Source organism: Enterococcus sp. M-BR2 (genome assembly GCF_056612775.1).
The window spans coordinates 1,751,162-1,773,405 of the sequence record NZ_CM152743.1; the positions used below are offsets into that span (position 1 = coordinate 1,751,162).

A 22,244-nucleotide genomic window follows, 5' to 3' on the forward strand; every position below is an offset into this window, starting at 1 on the left:
GGAATCCATGCTTCATGAAGACGAACGAATCGACCAATTATACGCAGAAGATATCAAAATTATCCAAAGTTCCCAAGTATTTTCTTTTTCTTTAGATGCTGTGCTACTTGCTCACTTCTCTCGTGTGCCTAAAAAAGGACAGATTGTTGACCTTTGCGCAGGTAATGGTGCAGTTGGCCTGTTTTTAAGCAAACGAACTCAAGCAGCTATTGATGCTATCGAACTTCAGCCTCGCCTAGCAGACATGGCAAGACGTAGCATCGCGCTGAACCATCTAGATGAACAGATGACAGTCCACACCATCGATCTGAAAGACAGCTTATCCGTCATTCGGCATAATTCTTGTGACTTAGTCGTCTGCAATCCACCTTATTTCAAAGGGCTGCCAACAAATAAAACGAACCCTAATAAACACCTAGCAATCGCCCGTCATGAAATCCATACAACATTAGAAGAAGTGATCGACAATTCAAGTAAGTTACTAAAAACAAATGGGCGTTTCGCTATGGTCCATCGACCTGAACGATTCTTAGAGATCATCCAAATTATGCAAAATCATCGGATTGCACCTAAACGGATCCAATTTGTTTACCCAAAAGCTGGAAAAGAGGCAAATATTTTGTTAGTTGAAGGAATCAAAGAAGGTAAATTAGATGGATTCAAAGTCGCTCCGCCATTGATCACTTACGATGCAGACGGGGAATACACAGCAGAGATTCGTGAGATGCTCTATGGCAAATAAACATTATTTTTACGTATTATTCTGTAAAGATCAGACATTTTATGGTGGGTACACAACAGACCTTTCTAGGAGACTAGGGGAACATAACAATGGTACTGGCGCTAAATATACACGTCTTCAAAAAAGAAGACCTGTTAAGATGATCCATGCAGAAGTATTTTCTTCAAGAAGCGAAGCAACAAAAGCAGAAGCTGCATTCAAAAAACTCACCCGAAAACAAAAAGAACATTATTTGAAGACACACTCAACTGTTTTGCTTCCTGAAAATAGATGACTGTTAAAAACACGATAAATATAAAAAACTTCAGGCAAAAACAATTGTTTTTGCCTGAAGTTTTTTGTAGCTATTATTCTGATACGTTTGTCTCGCTGCTGTTCGTACTTGAACTTCCTCCTAGCAAGGCTTCGCTGACTAGGTGAATGTAATGTGTCATCCCTTCAGGATTTGGATGGACTTGATCATCATAAAACCAGTCACTATGGTCATTACTGTAGCTATACCAATCAATCAGCGTCATATTGTCGTATTTTTTTGTCATCTGTTCAAGCATCGCATTCACGTCATTTTGCCAACGTTTCGTCGGTACTCGGACATTGACCCAGTATACTTTTCGATCACCGATTGCATCCATCACGCTATCAAACTGAGCTTCAGAGAATGAGCCATTCGTTCCTAGTCCAATTAGAACAGTGTCTTTCAATAAATCTTGTTCCTTTAATTTTTCAATATACGGTACACTGGCATATAATTGTCGCCCCACATCGCCATCTACCACTACTTTTGGATAAAGCTCTTGTAGATCAGTTGCAGCATCTAGCATAACTGAATCACCAAATGCCGTTAGCTCTAATTTTTGCGCCTTGTTTCCTTGGGCCTTAGACAACTCGTACTTATCAAGAATCGCTTGGTCAACGGAACTAGTGGTATTTTCTGAATTGTTTCTGGTTTCTTCTGCTAATTTTTTACTTTCAGCGATCTTTGCCTGCAATTGTTTTTGATCGGCCGTTACAGCATTTTTCGGTGCCGTAACGAAACCAACGAATGCAATTGCTACAAGTAATGTGCCTGGAACAACCCATGGTTTGCGCTTACTGATGATTGGTTTACTGAACCATCCTTTCATCACTTGGAATGTACGACCATAGTCAAAACGTGCTAGCGGACGTTCCACATATCGATAAGAAAGTTCACTGATGATTAAAATCAATGTGATTTCTACTAAAGTATGGAACAGAACATGATCAGCAATATCAGTCACTTTTGCTTCATAAAAAATCATAACTGGAAACTGATACAGATAAATCCCGTAGCTTCGTTTGCCAATCCAAGTAAATACTGGATTTGTCAGCCAACGATTCAAGCTTGCTCCAGGATGTGCTGTCACTGCAACTAGTACTACGCATAACAGACTCACTAGGAGCATCCCTCCATAATAGATGAAATTGTAATGATCATCTAAAAAGAAGAAGCAAAGAATCAGTGCCAGCAGTGAGATTCCTCCAGCGATATTCAGGATACTTTTTGCTTGTTTCGGGATGTTTTTCTTCAAACGAGTACTTGGCCAAACAAAAGCGAGCGCACTTCCCAACCATATAGAAAACAGCCGGGTGTCCGTTCCATAATAAACACGGGTTGGATCGCCCCCTGGTGTATACAAAATCATCATCAAGATCGCAGAGAGGAAAGATGTACCTAACACGGTATAAAAGATCCATTTTCTTTTACGAACAAATACCATCAACAATACAAACAAGATTGGCCAAACCAAATAGTTTTGACCTTCTACCGCTAAAGACCAGATATGTGTAAACGGTGATTCATTAGCAAATCGGTCGAAATAAGATAAACCGTTATTGATTTGCCACCAATTGTTGACATACAGTAAGCTGCTGACGACAACTCCTCTAAGATTATTCAACAATCCTCGCTGGAACAAGGTGATATAAGCCGAAGCTGTAACAAGCATAAAAACGAGTGCCGGATAGAGTCTCTTCATTCTTCTGACATAAAATTGCCAAATATTGATTTTTCCATTTTGTTCCCATTCCTGCCTTAGCAGATCCGTGATCAGATAACCAGATACGACGAAAAAAATCGGAACGCCCAAATAGCCGCCTTTCATACTAGTTGGCAGAAGGTGATAGAAGATAACACCAACCACAGCTAATGAACGGAGCCCATCAAACCCAGTGATGTAGCGGCTGTTTTTTAACCTTTTTTGTTTTTCCATTCAATATTCCAACTTTTCATAAACTTTTTTCATTCGTAATATACGGGTATTAAGTGAAAATAGCAAGTAGAATCGTGTCCTTTCTCTACTATTTTTTTCTATCATCCCATAAATTTTAAAAAATAAACATGCTTTTTTTCAACTTTAAGAAAATTTCAAATAAAAAAGTAGTTTCTATTTGCTGATCCATCCTTTGGTAGAAAAAAACTGCAGACAAACGAATGTCTGTCTACAGTAGTATTTCATGAATTTTTGTCAAACTCGATCTAAATGCCATCCTCGTAGAAACGCCCAAGTATCTGGACATTTTCTGCAATACTTACAAAAGCTTGCGGATCAGAAGCTTTCATCGCTTCTCTGAGTAGAGGCAGTTCGTAACGTGTAACGATTGTCATCAATACTGTCTGCTTATCATGTTTATAAGCACCTTCTGCTTCATTGATAATCGTGATTCCTCTACGCATACAGTTTTGGATTTCATTCACTACTTTTTCTGGATGTTTCGTTACGATCATTACCTGCATTTTCTTTTGTTTAGTATAAACGACATCAGTTACTTTTCCACTGACGAAAATAGACAACGTACTGTAAAACATATATTGCCAGCCAAATAGAATCCCAGCAACAAAAACGATCAATGCATTGAAGTAGATCGAGATAGAACCAATCGACTTTCCTGTTTTTTTACGAATCGTGATACTCACGATATCTAGACCACCCGATGATAGGCCATTTCTCAACGCTAGCCCAATCCCTAGTCCCATCACAGCCCCACCAAACAACGCACAAATGATTGGATCGGTAGATAAGACTGTTTCCGGTAAAATATGGATACAAAGGGAGGTCAAAGTGACTGTGATAAAAGTGAAAATTGTAAACTTCTTCCCGATTTTGAACCACGCCAAGACGAACAAAGGTATATTCAGTAAATACAAAGTGGTTGATACCGGCACCTCGAACCCTATCAGTGATTTTGACAAAGTCGTCAAAATCTGAGCCAGGCCCGTAATACCACTTGAATAAATATGTCCTGGTTGATAAAAGAAATTCAATGCGACAGATGCAATCAACGCATAAACGATTGATACCGAAAGTTTGGTCGTGTAATCATGGTAAGCCCAATTTTCGAATGTTTTTTTCATGGAAAAGCCCCGCTTTATATGTTATGGCTTCATTATAAAGTGTTTTTCAATTAAATCAAGGTTGCCAAAAGAAGCAGATTCGACAAATCCTTTTTTCCTTTTTATCGGCTATTCTTCTATATTGGTTACATCAATATTCAATTCGAACAATTGTAAAGGTGAAACCATACTTGGTGCATCACTCATCACATCGGCTGCTTTTCCGTTTTTAGGAAAGGCAATGACTTCACGAATATTGTCTTCCCCTGCTAATAACATTGCAAAACGATCCAATCCTAATGCAATGCCGCCATGTGGAGGGAATCCGTAATCTAAAGCTGTTAGCAAGAACCCAAATTGTTCTTCCATTTGTTCTTTTGTGAAGCCTAAAGTTTTCAACACTTTTTCTTGAAGTTCCCGAGTATGGATCCGGATAGAACCTCCACCTAATTCATAGCCGTTCAAGACGATATCATAAGCTTCTGCACAGACTTTTGCAGGGTCTTCAGCCAGTAATGGGATATCTTCTGCTTTTGGCATCGTGAATGGATGGTGAGCAGAGACATATCGACCTTCTTCTTCTGAAAATTCAAATTGAGGCCAATCAGTTACCCATAAGAAATTGAATTTTGATTCATCGATCAGTCCTAATTCTTTTCCTAAACGTGTTCGGATAGCCCCTAATGCAGCAGCGACGATTTCACTTTTATCTGCGCCAAACATCAGCAAGTCACCTGGTTCTGCATCTGTTGCTTTGATGATTGCTTCTGTTGCTTCTCCCATGAATTTAGCAATCGGGCCTTTCAGACCGTCTTCTTCCACTTTCAGCCATGCAAGTCCCTTAGCTCCGAATTGCCCTACATATTGTCCTAACTGATCCATATCTTTTCGTGAGTAGCGATCTGCAGCGCCCTTCGCATTCAATGCTTTCACGACTCCGCCGTTTTCAAGAGCCATTTGGAAGACTTTGAATTCTACTTCTTTGACTGTTTCGCTTAGATCAATCAATTCCATTTCAAAACGTGTATCCGGTTTGTCGCTGCCGTAGCGAGCCATTGCTTCATCATAGGTCATACGGGGAAATGGCAATGTGACTTCGATGCCGCGAACTTCTTTCATTACCTTCGCAATCAATCCTTCTGTGTAAGTTTGGATTTCTTCTGCTGTTAGGAACGTTGTTTCAATATCTACTTGCGTAAATTCAGGCTGACGATCTCCACGTAAATCTTCGTCACGGAAACAACGAACGATTTGATAATAACGGTCGAACCCAGCATTCATCAGCAATTGTTTGAATAGTTGAGGAGATTGCGGCAACGCATAGAAATGTCCAGCATGGACACGTGAAGGAACTAAGTAGTCTCTTGCGCCTTCTGGTGTAGATTTTCCTAGGTAAGGTGTTTCAATATCTAGAAAGTCATTATCGTCTAAATAATGACGAATCGCTTTTGTTGTCGCATTTCTCAATTTGATGTTTTTAGTCATTTTGGGACGTCGCAGATCCAAATAACGATATTTCAAACGTATTTCGTCACTGATTGCTTGATCATCTTCAATTTGAAATGGCGGTGTTTTTGCTTGATTCAAAATCACGATTTCACTTGCAATCACTTCAAATTCACCAGTGGCCATTTTAGGATTTACTGCATTTTCACCGCGTCTTCTGACTACCCCAGTTACTTCGATCACGTATTCACTGCGACATTTATCTGCGATTTCCCATGCTTCCTTGTTGATTTCAGGATTGAAGACGACTTGAACGATTCCTTCACGATCCCGTAGATCGATAAAGATTACTCCCCCAAGGTCTCGTCTTTTTTGTACCCATCCTTTTAATGTAACTGTTTGTTCTAATTGTTGTTCGGAAACTAATCCGCAATAAATCGTTCTTTGTGCCATTTCTTTTTTCCTCCTACTCGAATAAAGTCATTTCATCATAGACTTCATCAAAATGCTCATATATTTCTTCTAATGGAAAACTTTTTTCTTTTCGGCTTGCCATTGCTTTGACATTGATTGTTTGGCTAGCAAGCTCATCTTCACCGATCACCAATACTAACTTGGCATTCGCTTTATCTGCTGTCTTAAATTGTGCTTTTGCTTTACGGTTCATGAAGTCGCGATCAGCTGAAAAACCGAAGTTTCGAATCGCTTGGACCACTTTCAATGCTTCGATATTTGTTTCGTCTCCGAGTGCGACCACATAAGCATCCAACTCATTAAATGCAGGGATAACTACTTCCTCTGCTTCCATAGTCAAGAGTAATCGCTCGATACCCATTGCAAATCCAAAGCCAGGTGTTGAAGGACCACCCAGTTCTTCCACTAGATTGTCATAACGTCCGCCTGCGCAAATCGTTGCTTGTGCCCCCATTTTCGGTGCGTCACTCATGATTTCAAAAATCGTATGCGTATAGTAATCTAATCCGCGAACCATATTACTGTCGATTTCATAAGGAACAGCCAATGCATCCAGCATGGAAACAACGGTATCAAAATGTTTTTGAGCAGGTTCGCTTAAATAATCTAAGATAGATGGCGCATCTGCTACAAATTTTTGATCTCGTTTGTCCTTACTATCCAACACACGCAATGGATTTTCGTGAAGACGGCGTTTAGAGTCTTCACTCAACTCTGCTTCAAAAGGTAAAAGATAGTCGATTAATGCTTGACGATAGGCTTGACGTGTGTCTTTATCACCCAATGAATTGATGACTAGACGGATTTGCGTGATTCCCAACTGTTTGAAGAAATCGAGTGCCATCACCATGCTCTCCACATCTGTTGCAGGATTTTCTGATCCAAATGCTTCTACTCCGATCTGATGGAATTGACGTAACCGTCCTTTTTGCGGACGTTCGTAGCGAAACATTGGTCCCATATAAAAAGTTTTGAACGGTTTTGCATACTCTGGACCGAACAATTTATGCTCAACAAAAGAACGAACGATTGGCGCTGTACCTTCTGGTCGAAGCGTCACATGACGTTCCCCTTTGTCATAAAAATCATACATCTCTTTTGAAACGATATCCGTCGTATCACCTACACTGCGGGATATCACTTCATAATGTTCAAAAATCGGTGTACGCATTTCATTATACTGATAATCTCTGAACAATAAACGTGCTGTTTCTTCGACAAACTGCCATTTTTCTGATTCGCCTGGCAAAATATCATTTGTTCCTTTTGGTCTTTGGAAACTCATAGTTTTCTCTCCCTTTCTTAGCTATGTAAATAAAAAAATCACCCTTGTTCATCTTGAACAAGGGTGAATGAAATTCATACACGGTACCACCTAATTTTGAAAGATTTCTCTTTCCTCTTACGAATAACGCTCGTACGCGGGACGGCTTTTCACTCGTCCATCTCCAGAGTGTCTTTGGGCTAATGAAACTTTGGATCATTTTCAGCCTCGATGATCCTCTCTTGTAAAGTTTCAAAAACTTACTCGCTCTTTCATTGACATTTCGATATTACTTATAACCTACTAAAAACCAATCTCAAAGTCAAGAGTTATCTGACTATTTTCCCTCACAAAAACATTTTAGTTCAGCTTTTTGTTCTTTTGTTTTAGACTAGAAAAAAAGGAGGAATCAGCTATGGCAGAAATAAGAATCGGACATTCACAAGTCTACGCAGAACAGCTTGGACTAGGAGCAAATGCCGTTGGGGGACACAATCTTTTTGACGGTTTGGAAGACGAGACAGGAAAACAAGTGGTTCGTACAGCTTTGAATAGCGGAATCAATTTGATCGATACCGCCTATGCTTATGGAAACGGCCGTTCTGAAGAACTGATCGGTGAGGTATTGAAGGAAAAAGAATATGATCGTTCACGTATCGTCATTGCTACAAAAGCTGCTCATGTGCCAAATAAAGGACGAACATTTGACAATTCACCCGAATTTCTCAAACAATCGGTGGAAGACGCACTGAAACGTCTGCAAACTGATTACATCGACATTTTTTATATCCACTTTCCGGATAAAAGCACACCAAAAAATGAAGCAGTTGCTGCATTGTATGAATTGAAAGAAGCAGGAAAAATCCGAGCAGTTGGTGTATCGAACTTCACGTTAGAACAATTGAAAGAAGCGAATGCAGATGGATATGTCGATGTAGTAGAAGATAAATACAGTTTGATCCATCGGGAGGCTGAAAAAGAATTATTTCCTTATCTTGAAAAAAACAAAATCAGCTTTGTCCCCTATTTTCCTCTTGCTTCCGGTTTACTGACAGGAAAATATGAACGTGGTCAGGAAAAACAATTCGGCGAAGGAGATCCTCGAAAAAGCAATCCGGATTTTCAAGGAGAACGTTTCAAAGAAATTTTAGCCGCTGTCGACATACTTCGCCCCATTGCTAAAAGATACCAAGCCACCCCTGCGCAACTTGTTCTAGCCTGGTATATGAAGAATCCAAGAGTGTCTGTAGTCATACCCGGAGCTAAACGTCCAGAGCAAGTCTCTGATAATGTCCAAGCTTTAGATTTGCATTTATCCAGTGAGGATTATCAAACCATTGATGAAGCATTTCACGGATTTTGAGCAATTGACCTTATCCACTTATAGTAGTATGAAAAAAGGAAGATCAAACAGTGCTGATCTTCCTTTTTTCGATAAGTTTATACTAATCTAATTCTTATAAAGTAGCGCTCGGCTATTTGGATAAGTCGGAAACTGATTGAATGGGATCGTCCAATCTTGTTCAGGTACAGAGAATTCAAACTTGTTTACTAGCTGATCAGAAAACACACGTAGGCTGTGGAGAGTGATCCATTCTCCTGCGCAGCGATGCATTTGTCGAAAGTTTCCTCCACCTTGGGCAATCATCTCATATTCTTCTTTATATGAAATATCTTTTGCTTTTCCTAAATATCGTTTGATCATAAAGGAGTCTGGTGCTTCAACCGTTCGTTCATCATGATCTGTTCCATATAAATCTAGAATGACCCAGCTATCTTCTGGTATACGATAACCATCGACTTCTACTTCTTTCAGAGAAATCGCAGGTAACATCGGAAAGAACGGATAATAGCGTCTCATTTCTTGAATGAACGGATCTTGCAACGTAGAAAAGTCGTTTTTCAATTGTTGGTACAAATCAGGTCTGCTGAAAAGCGCGTGTCCCATCAACGCCGCCCACACAGTTAGAGCAACCGTTGGACGGATGATGTTCAATAATTCAACAGCTGCTACTTCCAGAGGCAAAAGCTGTCCGTCTAGATCTGTGGCATTGGCAAAAGCATATAATGCCACATTTTCTTTTCCAGCCACAGGATTTTGCCGAGCTTCTTCAATCAAGCCTTGCGCCCATTTTTCTGATTTTTTGCGATTTTCGACACCTTTTATGTGATCAATCGGAGAAGTAAACGTTCCGCTGATCATAGAGATTTGATATTCTGCTAATTTTTTGACTTCATCCTTAGAAAGCAAAGATAAATTGATACCTGCCCACTCACAAATCGATGTAAAGAAAACCATCTTGCTTAAATCAAATAATTCAAATTGACCATGCTGTGTTTCAAGTGCTTGCGTCAGGTTCTTATCTAAGATACGATGATAATCTTCCATTCTTTCGGGGGTCATCAGATCCATAAAAATATTTTTCCGATGATGATGGGCAGCTCCATCCAAAGTCTGTACTCCACCTTGACCAAAAAGTGTCTTCAACACTAATTTTGGCATAGCACCTTTTCGTTTGAAATTTCTTGGGTCATAAAATATTTTTGCCGCTGACGATCCGTAGATCACAATAGCTTCTTTATTGAAAATCTTTGCTTTGACAACGGGAGCGTCTGCTTCATGACGTAACTCCTCCAACATATTGTATCCCTTTTGATACAATCTTTTTAGATCCGTGATTTTGACATCTATTACTGGTACTTCTTTCATCTTCAGCAACCTCCCAAAAATAACTTGTATAATTTAAGCTTAACTTTTTTTCTGACTGCTGACAAAAGAAGCGCTTTTTATAGACGAGGAAAAAGTCGCTTAAGTTAGAGTTTTTCAGTCTAACTTAAACGACTTGATTTATATTTCTTATTGATGAAAACCAACTGACTTTATTTGTTTTTAGAATCAATAATAATCGTTACAGGTCCATCATTGACGAGAGAAATCGACATATCTGCTCCGAATTGTCCGGTAGCGACTGTGATGCCGCGACTTCTGATTCCTTCATTGAACGATTCGTATAAAGGAATAGCTATTTCTGGTCGTGCGGCTTCCACAAAACTTGGTCGATTTCCTTTTTTCGTATCCGCAAATAGTGTGAATTGAGAGACACTTAAAATTTGACCTCCTACGTCTTCTACACTAATATTCATTTTTCCTTGATCATCTTCAAAAATACGCATTTGTGCGATTTTTTTTACTAGATATTCCACATCTTTTGGCGTATCTGTTTCATGGATACCTAATAAAACGAGTAGGCCACAGCCAATTTTTCCAATCTCTTGCTGATCAACTGACACTGCCGCTTGACTCACCCGTTGAATGACTGCTCTCATATCTGGCCCTCCTATCCATTCATCCGGCGTACACTGTAGACATCAGGTACTGCTTTGATTTTATCCACGATACTTTTTAGGTGGGACAAATTCTGGATACCAACCGTCAAATGGATTGTCGCCATTTTATCTTTATTCGTCCGAGCTTCGACGCTGTTGAGATTTTTCGTCAGCGCATTGACTGTTTGAAGTACATCATTCAATAAGCCTGAACGGTTATAGCCGTAGATTTCCAAGTCTGCATCGTACTCTTTTCGTGTATTCGATGTATCTTCCCATTCGACTTCAATCAAACGTTCTGCTACATTTGGTTTATCAGGCTGAACATTCGGACAATCTCGACGATGGATGGATATCCCTCTGCCTTTAGTGATGTAGCCAACGATATCATCACCAGGAATCGGATTACAGCATCGGCTGATACGAATCAGTAAGTTTTCTACCCCTTGAATGACAACGCCACCTTCATGACGTACTTTCATTTTCTCAGGTTCTTTTTTCGGCTGATTCATGATTTCTTCTGCTTCTTGCTTTTGCTGCTCGATTTTTTGTTCTTTCCGTTCTTTTTCTGTCAGACGATTGGCCATTGTCAAAGGACTGACTTCCCCATATCCTACAGCTGCATATAGATCATCTTCTGATTGATAGTTAAAACGATCAAGTGCTTCTTGAAGTTTGTTTTTTGTCAAAATATCTTTAGGTGTAAACCCTAAATCTGTAATACACTTGACCACAGACTCGTGACCTTTGATCACATTTTCTTCCCGATCTTGTGCTTTGAAGAAACGCTTGATCTTATTTCTTGCTTTGCTAGTTGCCACCAATTTCAACCAGTCACGACTTGGACCAAATGAATTTGGAGAAGTCATGATTTCTATGATATCCCCGTTTTTTAATTTGTAATCAAGTTGCACCATTTTGCCATTTACTTTTGCACCAGTGGTTTTATTACCGATATCTGTATGGATACTGTATGCAAAGTCCAGTGGTCCAGATCCTTTTGGCAGCTCAGTAACGTCTCCTTTTGGCGTGAAGACATAGACTTTATCACTAAAGATATCTCCTTTTACACCTTCCATAAATTCAGAGGCATCATAGCTTTCATCTTGGAGTTCAAGTATCTCATGGAACCAACTTAATTGTTTCGTCATACCATCTGGTTCTACTTTTTCATTTTTTCCTTCTTTATACGCCCAGTGCGCAGCCACCCCAAATTCAGCGATTTCATGCATTTCCTGTGTACGGATTTGGATTTCTACTGGATTTCCTGCCGGACCAATCACTGTAGTATGCAAAGATTGGTACATATTAGCTTTCGGCATGGCAATATAGTCCTTGAATCTACCAGGCATTGGTTTCCATTTTGTGTGGATCGCACCTAATACAGCATAACAATCCTTGATTGAATCTACGATTACTCGAATGGCTAGCAAGTCATAAATTTCGTTGAATTGCTTTTTCTGGTCTTTCATTTTACGATAGATCGAATAAATATGTTTTGGCCGTCCATAGATCTCTGCAAAAATCCCTAGCTCTTCTGTTGCTACTCGAATATCTTCAACAGTACCATTCACGTATTTTTCACGTTCTTCTCGCTTCGTCTGCATCAAATGAACGATACGGTAATACTGTTTTGGATTAAGATAACGAAGTGCTGTATCTTCTAATTCCCATTTGATTCGGCTGATACCTAAACGATGTGCAAGAGGTGCATAGATTTCTAAAGTTTCTTGGGCAATCCTTCTTTGCTTATCTTCTCGCAGATGTTTCAACGTACGCATGTTATGTAGTCTATCAGCTAATTTGACCATGATAACGCGTAAATCTTGAGCCATTGCCAGCAGCATCTTTCGATGGTTTTCTGCTAGCTGCTCTTCGTGGGATTTGTATTTTATTTTCCCTAATTTGGTTACTCCGTCTACTAACATAGCGACATCATCGCCAAATTCTTCTCTCAGATCTTCTAAGGTGACTTCTGTATCTTCAACAACATCATGCAAGAAGCCAGTAGCCACTGTGTGGGGGTCCATTTTTAAATCTGCTAATATACCTGCGACTTGGATAGGATGGATAATGTAGGGTTCTCCTGATTTTCTAAACTGTCCGTCATGTGCAGCAGTCGCATATTCGCATGCTTTCTCAACAAATGCTACATGTTCGGGCCCCATATATTGACTAACGAGCTTTATGACACCGGGACCCGTTAAAATTTCTTCTTTTGGCACAGGAATCGATCCCCCTTTCTTTTTCGGTAAAACAGGAATCGGGACAAATATCTGTTTGATAATTGCCCCAAAATCCGTGAAGTTATACATTTTTTTACGGAAATGTTCGCTTTTAAAAAGCTTTTTCAAACAATTTTTCGTATTCATTGTACAAATAATTGTTTCTATTATACAAATTGTTCCCTATTTTTTCAATTCTTTCCGTCGATACTCTTTTATTGATGAAAAATGTTAGCTATGAGAGGGATCCATTAACTCCCATTGATAGCTAGCAGCACTTAATAAATAAAGAGGCGCTGTTTCTGTACGAAGGATTCTTGGTCCTAATCCACATAGTATCCCTTTGTGTTCTACGAAATAATCGATTTCCTCGTGGGACAAGCCGCCTTCTGGTCCAAAGACAGCTAAGATTCGACTGCCCGGTTTTGTTTCACTAAGAATTTTGGCTACATTTGATTTTTCGCCTTGTTTTGCTGATTCCTCATAAGCAACCAAGACTACATCATAATCATCTAACCGTTCAAATAAGTCACTTTTCGTTTCCAGTAACTCTACTGAGGGCACGATTTGCCGATGGGATTGTTCCGCTGCTTCTTGAGCAATCTTTTCAAGCCGTTGTTGTCGCTTCATACGTTTCTTTGCATCCCATTTAACCACAGAGGCTGATGCCGGAAACCCAATAAAAGCTTGTGCGCCTAATTCAGTGGACTTCTGAATAACCCAATCCAATTTTTCTCCTTTAGGATAGCCGCTAGCTATGGTTATCGAACTTGGCAGTTCCTTTTGGTTTTCTTCTTTTTTAATTTCTTTCAGATAAACAGCATCTTCGGTGATTTTTGTGATTTCTGCAACAACGGCTATCTGATCATTGAATGCCAAAAAAACTTCATCTTTCGGTTCCATTCTCATAACCCGTACAATGTGATGATAGGTTTCCCCTTTTAAAATAAAATGGTCTTTTGGTTCATACGATTCTTTCAAAAAATATCGCTGCATCTATTCCACCTCTGGTTTTTTCAAAATAATTGCATACCAGTCTTTTTGTTGGAAAATTTGATCCACGATGAATCCTTGTTCTATCATAGCATCTAGAACCATTTGCTTCTTCTCTTCAATGATTCCTGAAACGATCAATGTCCCTGTTTGTTTTAGTAAACGCCATGCATCCGGGATCATCAATAAGATGATATCTGCTAAAATGTTCGCAACGATTACATCACTTTCAATCTCGATTCCTTTCAAAAGATCATTAGCTGATACGTGAACATCTTTAGCTACTTCATTCATATCCATATTTTCTTTCGCTGAACGAACAGCTACTTCGTCTAAATCAAAGGCATAGACATCTTTCGCACCAAGATATTTTGCTGCAATACTTAGTACACCCGAACCAGTTCCAACATCTAGCAATGTTTCGCCACCACGCAATACTGTTTCTAGTGCTGTCAATGACAAAGAAGTCGTCGGATGGGTGCCTGTTCCAAACGCCATGCCTGGATCTAATGTGATGATTTTTTCTAGAGGATCTTCTGTCTGATAGTTTTCCCAGCTTGGCGCAACCGTCAGCATTCGTGTAATACGCACCGGATGATAATATTTCTTCCATGCTGTTGCCCAATTGCTTTCCTCTACTTCGCTAACAGTTACTTTGTTTTTTCCAATCGCTAGACCAAACTCAGGCAATTGCGTGATACGATCTTTGATAAAAGGCAAGATTTCCGGTAAAAAAGTCGTTTCTGGAAAATAAGCCATGACTAGCGCGCCTTCTTTCAACGATGTAAAATCATTTTTATCTAAAATTTCACCATATTGATCCGATTGAAAATGTTCAACATCTAAAGAGTCTTCAATCGCAACACCACTCGCTCCTGCCTCCATCAAAATATTAGCGACCGCTTCGACTGCTTCACTTTCGGTTTCTACTTTTACTTCATTCCATTTCATGTCTGTCACTCCTTAATAACTTGGGTACGGTAAATAAGTCTCTATTTCATTTTGCTGTTTTGCTTCTACTAACTCTGCTAGTTTCTGATTATCCCAATGGAGTTCGAATACAGCTTCGTCATCATCTTCATCTAAAAAATCAAGCAAATCACTTTGCCCTTGTGCTAATACTTCATTCAAATATTCCACTAAAGAATCAGCTACTGATTTTGCCAATCCTTTTTTTCCTTCATAGGGGATTACCGCTAGATAATTTTGTTCATCAAAAACAGATTTCTGAGGATTAAAAAGGAGTACGCCATCTTCAAATTCGATAATTGGTTCTTGCGAAACGATCCCTTCTGCATCATCAATCTCAAATTGTGCTTTATTTTCCGCAAACAAACGAACAACGATTTCGATCGTATGATTTTTTGTATCCCAATCTAAAGCCACATCATAGTCCGTCACTTGTTTTTCGATTATTTCATCTAAGTATGTTAATAGATCCTTCTTTTTCATTTTCTTTCCTCCAACCCCAATCTTCCTCGATTTGGTTTTTTCTTTGTAAAGAGATATATGGATTGCCAGACACAACAAAACGCAACGGCTTTTCTGTCCATTCTCCTTTGTTCGGGATACCGATCCTAGGCAAAGCATCGATTTTTTTTGGTATCTTCTTTTTCTCAAAAACTAAACGTAATGAACTATCTGCTATAGATTGTCCGTAGAGTTCTTGAGGAATTGCTAATGCTTCCACTAATTTTCCAGGACCGTTGCTGATATCTGGACCAGTTTTTCCACCACGATTTTTACTCATTTGTTCAATCATTGTAGCTGGTTCAATTGCACGTATCATTACTCCTTGAGGAATCCCTTCTGGCTGAGTGATGATGTTCAAAATCCGATGAGTATGCATCGTGTAAAGGTAGATTGTACCTGGTTTTTCATACATTGCCCGCACACGTGGTGTTCTTCTTAAACCATAGCTATGGGCGGCCTCGTCTTCTGGACCTAAGTATGCTTCCGCGTCTACAATATATCCAGCTAATCTTCCTTCAGGTGTGTCATGCTCCAAATACATCCCCAATAAATCCCGCGCTACTTCCGGCGTCGTTTTATTCCAAAAAAATTCATCTATCTTTTGTTTATCCGTCATTTTTCTCACCTACTTTATCATACACAATATTAGTTGGATAAGCTATGAAAACAAAACAACAGAAGGCTGTTCTTTCTAGCTATATTACTAAATATGTTATAATTAAGGAACGTAAAAACAAGAAGGAGGAAAATCCTATGCAACAGCCATTGGCTTATCGCATGCGACCTCGAACGATCGATGAAGTCGTTGGTCAGCAACATCTAGTCGGTGAAGGAAAAATCATACGCCGCATGGTCGATGCTCGTATGCTTTCTTCCATGATTTTATATGGGCCTCCTGGTACTGGAAAAACGAGTATCGCAAGTGCGATTGCCGGTTCTACTAATTATGCATTTCGCATGCTGAACGCGGCTACAGATTCAAAAAAAGAGCTGCAGGTTGTAGCGGAAGAAGCTAAAATGAGTGGTACTGTGATCCTCTTATTGGATGAAGTACACCGATTAGATAAAACAAAACAGGATTTTCTGCTTCCTCATTTAGAAAGTGGCAGAATCATCTTGATCGGAGCGACTACTGAAAATCCTTATATTACTATCAATCCAGCGATCCGCAGCCGCACACAGATTTTTGAAGTCAAGCCATTAACAGAGCAAGACATCCAGTTGGCAGTGAAACACGCCTTAAAGGATAAGGAACGCGGTCTTGGTCAACAAGCAATCCAGTTAGATGAAGAGGCTCTTCTTCACCTTTCTCGTGCAACGAATGGCGATTTGCGGAGTGCTTTGAATGGGTTGGAACTGGCTGCACGATCGACTCCTCCAGATAAAGAAGGAAAGATTCATCTTACTCTGTCGATTATCGAAGAATGTGTCCAAAGAAAAGCTCTTACCCATGACAAAAATGGAGATGCTCATTATGACGTTATTTCAGCGTTTCAAAAATCGATTCGCGGAAGTGATGTGGATGCTGCCCTTCACTATCTCGCCCGTCTAGTTGAAGCAGGTGATCTGGCAAGTATTTGTCGTCGCCTGATGGTTATCGGTTATGAAGATATAGGTTTAGGCAATCCTGCTGCTGCTGCGCGTACAGTAAACGCTGTATTAGCTGCTGAACGACTAGGGTTACCTGAGGCACGTATCCCGCTAGCAGATGTCGTCGTTGATCTTTGCTTGTCGCCAAAATCCAATTCTGCCTATATGGCATTAGATGCAGCACTTGCTGATATTCGAGAGGGCAAAGCTGGTAATGTTCCCGACCATTTGAGAGATAGCCATTATAAAGGTGCGAAATCCCTCAACCGCGGTGTGGGTTATCAGTATCCTCATCATTTCGATCATGCTTGGGTCAATCAGCAATATTTACCAGATAGGTTAAAAAATGCTCAATATTATCAGCCAAAGGATACAGGAAAATATGAACAGGCGCTAGGTCAACAGTATTACCGCATAAAAGAGTGGAAAAAACATCCCCTAAAAAATTAAACAAGAAAACGGTTCTATTTCTGCGAGCTCTCTCATTGCTCTTTTTAAATTCATATGCTACTATAGAGATGGGAAATCTGTGATGTTCGAATTGTCCTCTTTGTGTGTTGACCGAACATTTTTATTGATATCTTGGGACCCGTCTTGTGTCACTGCTGGTAACATGCCTTATCATTTGGTAGTTCGAAGCTACGACCATGGGACCCACCTGCTTGAATTCGCGGGATCAATACTACAGGACAAATAACGGCATTAACGGAGATTACCATCTTTTAAAGAATAAAGCAATTTGCTCTTGGCAAATTGCTTTTTCTATTTGTTGCTTATTTTGGAGGATTTGTTCATGATTAGGATTTTGATGATTATCGCCACTTTACTATTATTATTCGTTAGCTATTATTTATTTAATAAACAGGATATCTTTTTTGTATTGATCAAGAAAAATGACAAAAATCAAGGATTCCTACAATTTTATGGAGCTGCGTATGCTGTTTTAGGCGTTATGGGTGTTTTAGCCGCTTTTTTCAATCAGCGCTTCATCGCTTTGATCTTTTTATTGATTGTGATTCTCGTTTCTGCCACCTTCAGTATCCGCTTTGCAAAAAAAATTGCTGAACCAAAGCAGTAAATAATTCTCTTTTTCCACAAATTGTTCTACAATAAAAGAGTACAACACGATTGACTTGAGGAGTGAATGCTTATGTTACAACAATACAAAAAAATCATGGTTGCCGTGGATGGTTCTGATGAAGCTGAATTAGCTTTTAAAAAGGCGGTCAATGTAGCTATCCGAAATAACGGAGAACTTCTATTAGCACATGTCATTGACACACGTTCTTTCCAAACCGTTTCATCTTTTGATGGAATGTTGGCAGAACAAGCTACTGAAATGGCAAAGCAAACATTGGCAGATTATGAAAGCAACGCGAAGAAAGCTGGCTTGAATAATGTAACCTCTGTTGTAGAATATGGCTCACCAAAACAAATTATTGCGAAAGAAATCCCAGAAGATAATCAAGTAGACTTGATTATGTTAGGAGCTACAGGATTGAATGCTGTAGAACGTTTATTTATTGGTTCTGTTTCTGAATATGTTATTAGAAACGCGGCTTGCGATGTGCTTGTTGTTCGAACTGATTTAGAAAACCAATTGCCTCCTAAAAAAGACTAATTGATGAAAAGCTGTGTTTCAGAGGGGATCTCAAAAGTAAAACTTTTGAAGATCACTTGTCTGGACACAGCTTTTTTTGCTCTTCAAAAAATAAAGTCGCTTATTGAGCGTCTTTCCTCTCACGATTCATAGAATACTTGGATTCACTCACTTCTTTATATTCAGCTCCTTCTGTGTAAAAAATAAAAAAGCATGTCCTCTTAGAAAACGGATATAAAATTATCCATTTTCTAAAGAGAACACGCGTGTATTTTTAGCCGCGCAAACGCTCCACGTCACGGGCAATCATTAGTTCTTCATCTGTTGGAATCACTAATACTCTTACTTTTGATTCTTTTGTAGAGATATCTACTTCTTCACCATGCAATTCATTCAACGCTGGATCGATTTCACAGCCAAACCAAGACATACCTTTAATGATTTCGTTGCGTACATGTCCGTCATTTTCGCCGATACCAGCAGTAAAGACGATTGCATCGACACCATTCATCGTTGTCACGTATCCGCCGATATATTTTCGGATGCGATCCACGAAGATATCATAAGCTAAACGAATGTGTTCTTTTTCATAGTTTTTTTCAAGATCACGCATATCGCTAGACAATCCTGTTAGGCCTAGCAAACCAGATTTCTTATTCAAAACATTGATCATTTCATCAATATCAATCTCTAATTTTTCCATTAAGTATGGAAGAACAGCCGGATCGATATCGCCTGAACGCGTACCCATTGTTACACCAGCTAATGGCGTGAATCCCATAGAAGTATCCATGGATTTACCACCATTTACAGCTGTGATTGATACTCCGTTTCCTAAGTGGCAAGTAATGATTTTTAAATCTTCAATCGGTTTATTCAATAATTTTGCTGCACATTCCGATACATAACGATGGCTTGTGCCGTGGAAGCCATATTTTCTTACTTTGAAATCTTCGTAATAAGACACTGGCAAGCTGTATAAATAATTTTGCTTTGGCATTGTTGAGTGAAAAGATGTATCAAATACAGCTACGCTCAAAATGTCAGGTAAAATCTTTTTAAAGGCTTTGATTCCCATCAGGTTAGCAGGGTTATGCAAAGGAGCAAATTCTGCTAATTCAGCAATGCGGTCCATTACTCCCTCATCGATCACTACTGAATCCCCATAAGTTTCTCCTCCGTGAACAACACGGTGCCCTACACCGGTGATTTCATCATAAGAACTTAAAATTTGCAGTTCAATCAACTGATCTAACAGCATTTTTACTGCTACTTCGTGGTTTTCGATATCCATGATTTGTTCGAATTTTTGACTATCGCCGTACTTGATTGTAAAAATAGAATCTTGTAAACCGATACGTTCGACGATTCCTTTCGCAACTACGGTTTCTTCTGGCATTTGATATAATTGCCACTTCAAACTTGAACTTCCAGCATTGATTGCAATTGTTTTAGACATATGACTCTCCTTCTCGTTGAATGATTACAGAGCAGATGATTTCCAGTTTTTAAACTCGTTGAAAAATTCCGTCACCTTCTCTGGTTCTTTTAGTGAAGCAAGTTTCACAAGCAACACTTCTTTTACTTGTTTTGCTTGTGGTCCTTTTTTCTGTAAGATCAAAATACTTTTTTGTGATTGTTTGTTGCGGAACAACTCATCTGGCAATTGAATCATTCCTTGAAGATAGCCTTCTTCTTTAAACCATTTTTTGATTTCTTCGCTTTGATCCGTTTCTAAAAAACCGCTTGGCATCAAAAACAAACCAAAACCATCCGGCTTCACGTATTTCATTGATTGCTCCAGCAATAAATGATGTGCATAACTGTGGCCTTCTTCAGTACTTGTTAAAAATTCTTTTGCTTTTTCGTCATTCGGATAATAACCGATCGGCAAATCGCTGATTGCAAAATCGACAGGATCGATTAATAAATCCTGCAACCCGTCTTGATGGAAGTATTGAACATTTGCTTGTGTCAAATCACTTGTAGAAGCTGCCACAGCCAACAATGTATCATCAATATCCACACCAAATCCTTCTGTTTGATACCCCGCATTCGATAGGTTTAAAAGAACTGTTAATAACAAGTTGCCCATTCCTGCCGCAATATCCAGAATCTTAACTGGTTCCTTTTTATTTGTGTATAGTTGTTCAATAAGAAAAACAAATAAAAAACCGATACTATCAGGAGTGAGTTGATGGTTCGCCTGCAGATGTTCTGTCTGGTTGCCCTTCAATAAAAGCAATTGAGACAATCTGCGCCATTCTTCTGGCTCGAAAGAAAGTTTTTTCAACTCTTCATAAAGAGCTGTGATCCGTTGTGTTGTCTCTTTTGTCGGCACTCCATCCACCACACGTACTTGATAATCATCTATTAGATTTTCTGCATTTTCGACATAGGCTTCTAAAAAGGAAGTTCCCAATGCATTCTGTAAAAGCTGAATAGCTTCCAGGTTCTGATTGAACCCTTGTTCCATTTTTTCTGGTAACATGGTGCACCTCATTTCTAGATATATTATAACAATTTTTTCACCTGTTTAATTCTATCGAACAATTGACAAAATTTCAATCGTTTTCACTGTTTTTTATTTGTGAAACGGCAAACATTTTTTTATTAAAAACAGTGTTATAACAGAAAAGAGGGCGTTTTCACGAACAACCCCTCATTCTGTACCAGTATCTGTATCATTTTTTACTTCTTCTATGAATCGAAAGATAAACGGCGAGACTTCTACCTCCAAGAATAGAGACTGTTGTACCCATTGATATGTTACAGATCCAGTTGTGTAGTAAAAAATCCCTTCCGACTTCTCAGCAAGTATAGACTGTTCCGATAGAGACATCTGTTTCATTATTTTTGCTATATAATAATTTTTTATTCGTATATTCAGATCTATTGACAAGCGATAGCTTTCTAATGCTGCCGTCAATAAAAACGTACATAAAAGAAATAAAAGCAACACAGAAAATAAAATAGATCCCTTACAACATTTTCTATTGATCGTTTTTTGTCCATATGGCATATCCATCTTCTCCATTTTCAAAGTGTACATAAAAAGAAATTGTGTGTTCTTTTTCCAATAATTGAAACTCAGTGATACTTGTTAACATAGGTTGATGTCCGCCGGAAGTTCTTCTTTTACGTATCATCGTCTGATATCTTTCGATGATGTACTGTTTATCCTCTACAGTGTAATACAATTGCTGATTTTTCACGGAAACATTGTGACTGCTGTTAAGTTCCTCTTCTAATTGTGCTAAAAATATCAGCCACTCTTTTTGATCTTTACGCTGCAGAAAGTCACTTACTTGGATAGTTTGCTGGATCAAAAGATTGAATGACAGCAATATACTGCTTACTATCATTAGTCCGATTAGACATTCAATCAGCGTAAATGCCGGGATTTCTTGTTTTTTCAATATTGATCGCTTCTTTCTCCATATTGACAAGCACTTTTTCGATTACTCCATTATTTTCGACAATTTGGATATCGTACATAGTCATTTCTTCGCTTCGCTCTGGTCTTTTGTGATATATCCGTTGTGTCTTGGTATCTTCGTAAACCATTCGAATAAGTAGCATTTCCTCCCCGCTGTTGTTTTCTGCCTGAAGTAAAAAAAGCTGACCAAAACTCACTAAGTACACACAGACGGAAGCAATCATCAGCGCTGTAAGGGATTCTAATAACGCCGATTGTAAAATTAAGCTAGACAACTAAAAAAGTCATTTGTGCTACACTCAAAATAGTTCCGACCAAA

The 22,244-nt window shown here is 39.1% G+C and carries 22 protein-coding genes and 1 other RNA gene; 7 read left to right on the top strand and 16 right to left on the bottom strand.

Features of this window, described 5'->3' with window-relative positions:
- Positions 1–7 precede the first annotated feature (7 nt).
- Both AC1F25_RS08530 and AC1F25_RS08535 read left to right on the top strand, forming a co-directional pair.
- A complete protein-coding gene (locus AC1F25_RS08530) occupies positions 8–742 on the top strand; it encodes a tRNA1(Val) (adenine(37)-N6)-methyltransferase (RefSeq protein ID WP_002309960.1) in 735 nt (244 codons plus the stop codon).
- A complete protein-coding gene (locus tag AC1F25_RS08535) occupies positions 732–1,016 on the top strand; it encodes a GIY-YIG nuclease family protein (protein WP_002309959.1) in 285 nt (94 codons plus the stop codon). The genes AC1F25_RS08530 and AC1F25_RS08535 overlap by 11 nt, the downstream gene beginning before the upstream one ends.
- Positions 1,017–1,089: 73 nt before the next feature.
- Here AC1F25_RS08535 and AC1F25_RS08540 read toward each other — a convergent pair whose 3' ends face one another.
- The 4 genes from AC1F25_RS08540 to hisS form a co-directional block, all read right to left on the bottom strand.
- Entirely contained in the window at positions 1,090–2,973 is a 1,884-nt protein-coding gene (locus AC1F25_RS08540; RefSeq protein WP_151668629.1) for an acyltransferase family protein, read from the bottom strand.
- Between the two features lie 266 nt (positions 2,974–3,239).
- Positions 3,240–4,115 (bottom strand): YitT family protein, encoded by an 876-nt coding sequence (locus AC1F25_RS08545; protein ID WP_002291388.1) that lies wholly within the window; start codon positions 4,113–4,115, stop codon positions 3,240–3,242.
- Positions 4,116–4,223: 108 nt separating this feature from the next.
- Positions 4,224–5,993: an aspartate--tRNA ligase gene (gene aspS, locus AC1F25_RS08550; protein ID WP_151668628.1), complete on the bottom strand. Its 1,770-nt coding sequence runs from the start codon at positions 5,991–5,993 to the stop codon at positions 4,224–4,226.
- A 13-nt stretch (positions 5,994–6,006) separates the two neighbouring features.
- The gene (gene hisS, locus AC1F25_RS08555; protein ID WP_002291383.1) at positions 6,007–7,299 is read right to left on the bottom strand and encodes a histidine--tRNA ligase; all 1,293 of its coding nucleotides are present in this window, start codon (positions 7,297–7,299) and stop codon (positions 6,007–6,009) included.
- A gap of 394 nt (positions 7,300–7,693) precedes the next feature.
- Between hisS and AC1F25_RS08560 the strand changes: the two genes are divergently transcribed.
- Positions 7,694–8,641 (top strand): aldo/keto reductase, encoded by a 948-nt coding sequence (locus AC1F25_RS08560; protein ID WP_151668627.1) that lies wholly within the window; start codon positions 7,694–7,696, stop codon positions 8,639–8,641.
- Between the two features lie 87 nt (positions 8,642–8,728).
- Here AC1F25_RS08560 and AC1F25_RS08565 read toward each other — a convergent pair whose 3' ends face one another.
- The 7 genes from AC1F25_RS08565 to AC1F25_RS08595 all read right to left on the bottom strand — a co-directional run bounded on the left by AC1F25_RS08565 (position 8,729) and on the right by AC1F25_RS08595 (position 15,912).
- Positions 8,729–9,988 (bottom strand): cytochrome P450, encoded by a 1,260-nt coding sequence (locus AC1F25_RS08565; RefSeq protein ID WP_002335227.1) that lies wholly within the window; start codon positions 9,986–9,988, stop codon positions 8,729–8,731.
- A 170-nt stretch (positions 9,989–10,158) separates the two neighbouring features.
- The gene (gene dtd, locus AC1F25_RS08570) at positions 10,159–10,605 is read right to left on the bottom strand and encodes a D-aminoacyl-tRNA deacylase (RefSeq protein WP_002291377.1); all 447 of its coding nucleotides are present in this window, start codon (positions 10,603–10,605) and stop codon (positions 10,159–10,161) included.
- Positions 10,606–10,616: 11 nt separating this feature from the next.
- Positions 10,617–12,830, bottom strand: coding sequence for a RelA/SpoT family protein (locus AC1F25_RS08575; RefSeq protein WP_002314153.1), 2,214 nt, complete (start codon positions 12,828–12,830; stop codon positions 10,617–10,619).
- Positions 12,831–13,061: 231 nt separating this feature from the next.
- Positions 13,062–13,826 carry a 16S rRNA (uracil(1498)-N(3))-methyltransferase gene (locus tag AC1F25_RS08580; protein ID WP_479994048.1) on the bottom strand — a complete coding sequence of 255 codons (765 nt, stop codon included), beginning with the start codon at positions 13,824–13,826 and terminating at the stop codon, positions 13,062–13,064.
- Entirely contained in the window at positions 13,827–14,774 is a 948-nt protein-coding gene (gene prmA / locus AC1F25_RS08585; protein ID WP_002309952.1) for a 50S ribosomal protein L11 methyltransferase, read from the bottom strand.
- A 12-nt stretch (positions 14,775–14,786) separates the two neighbouring features.
- On the bottom strand, positions 14,787–15,275 hold the full coding sequence (locus tag AC1F25_RS08590; protein ID WP_002309951.1) for a DUF3013 family protein: 489 nt from the start codon (positions 15,273–15,275) through the stop codon (positions 14,787–14,789).
- Entirely contained in the window at positions 15,241–15,912 is a 672-nt protein-coding gene (locus AC1F25_RS08595) for a DNA-3-methyladenine glycosylase (protein WP_002316842.1), read from the bottom strand. Before AC1F25_RS08595 ends, AC1F25_RS08590 begins: the two co-directional genes overlap by 35 nt.
- A gap of 137 nt (positions 15,913–16,049) precedes the next feature.
- Between AC1F25_RS08595 and AC1F25_RS08600 the strand changes: the two genes are divergently transcribed.
- The 4 genes from AC1F25_RS08600 to AC1F25_RS08615 all read left to right on the top strand — a co-directional run bounded on the left by AC1F25_RS08600 (position 16,050) and on the right by AC1F25_RS08615 (position 18,507).
- On the top strand, positions 16,050–17,336 hold the full coding sequence (locus AC1F25_RS08600) for a replication-associated recombination protein A (protein WP_002309949.1): 1,287 nt from the start codon (positions 16,050–16,052) through the stop codon (positions 17,334–17,336).
- A gap of 71 nt (positions 17,337–17,407) precedes the next feature.
- Positions 17,408–17,602, top strand: a non-coding RNA gene (gene ssrS, locus AC1F25_RS08605) — 6S RNA.
- Between the two features lie 77 nt (positions 17,603–17,679).
- Entirely contained in the window at positions 17,680–17,964 is a 285-nt protein-coding gene (locus AC1F25_RS08610; RefSeq protein WP_002309947.1) for a hypothetical protein, read from the top strand.
- A 72-nt stretch (positions 17,965–18,036) separates the two neighbouring features.
- Positions 18,037–18,507 (top strand): universal stress protein, encoded by a 471-nt coding sequence (locus AC1F25_RS08615; protein WP_002335230.1) that lies wholly within the window; start codon positions 18,037–18,039, stop codon positions 18,505–18,507.
- 253 nt (positions 18,508–18,760) lie between these two features.
- Here the strand turns inward: AC1F25_RS08615 and AC1F25_RS08620 are convergent, their stop codons facing one another.
- The 5 genes from AC1F25_RS08620 to AC1F25_RS08640 form a co-directional block, all read right to left on the bottom strand.
- Complete coding sequence (locus tag AC1F25_RS08620) at positions 18,761–19,945, bottom strand: acetate/propionate family kinase (RefSeq protein ID WP_479994049.1); 1,185 nt, start codon at positions 19,943–19,945, stop codon at positions 18,761–18,763.
- Positions 19,946–19,969: 24 nt separating this feature from the next.
- Positions 19,970–20,977 (bottom strand): class I SAM-dependent methyltransferase, encoded by a 1,008-nt coding sequence (locus AC1F25_RS08625; protein ID WP_002316844.1) that lies wholly within the window; start codon positions 20,975–20,977, stop codon positions 19,970–19,972.
- 171 nt (positions 20,978–21,148) lie between these two features.
- The gene (comGG, locus tag AC1F25_RS08630) at positions 21,149–21,508 is read right to left on the bottom strand and encodes a competence type IV pilus minor pilin ComGG (protein WP_002343943.1); all 360 of its coding nucleotides are present in this window, start codon (positions 21,506–21,508) and stop codon (positions 21,149–21,151) included.
- The gene (gene comGF / locus AC1F25_RS08635; RefSeq protein ID WP_002335232.1) at positions 21,480–21,905 is read right to left on the bottom strand and encodes a competence type IV pilus minor pilin ComGF; all 426 of its coding nucleotides are present in this window, start codon (positions 21,903–21,905) and stop codon (positions 21,480–21,482) included. The genes comGG and comGF overlap by 29 nt, the downstream gene beginning before the upstream one ends.
- Positions 21,868–22,149, bottom strand: a complete 282-nt coding sequence (locus AC1F25_RS08640) for a hypothetical protein (RefSeq protein WP_229103280.1) — start codon at positions 22,147–22,149, stop codon at positions 21,868–21,870. Before AC1F25_RS08640 ends, comGF begins: the two co-directional genes overlap by 38 nt.
- Between the last annotated feature and the right edge of the window lie 95 nt (positions 22,150–22,244).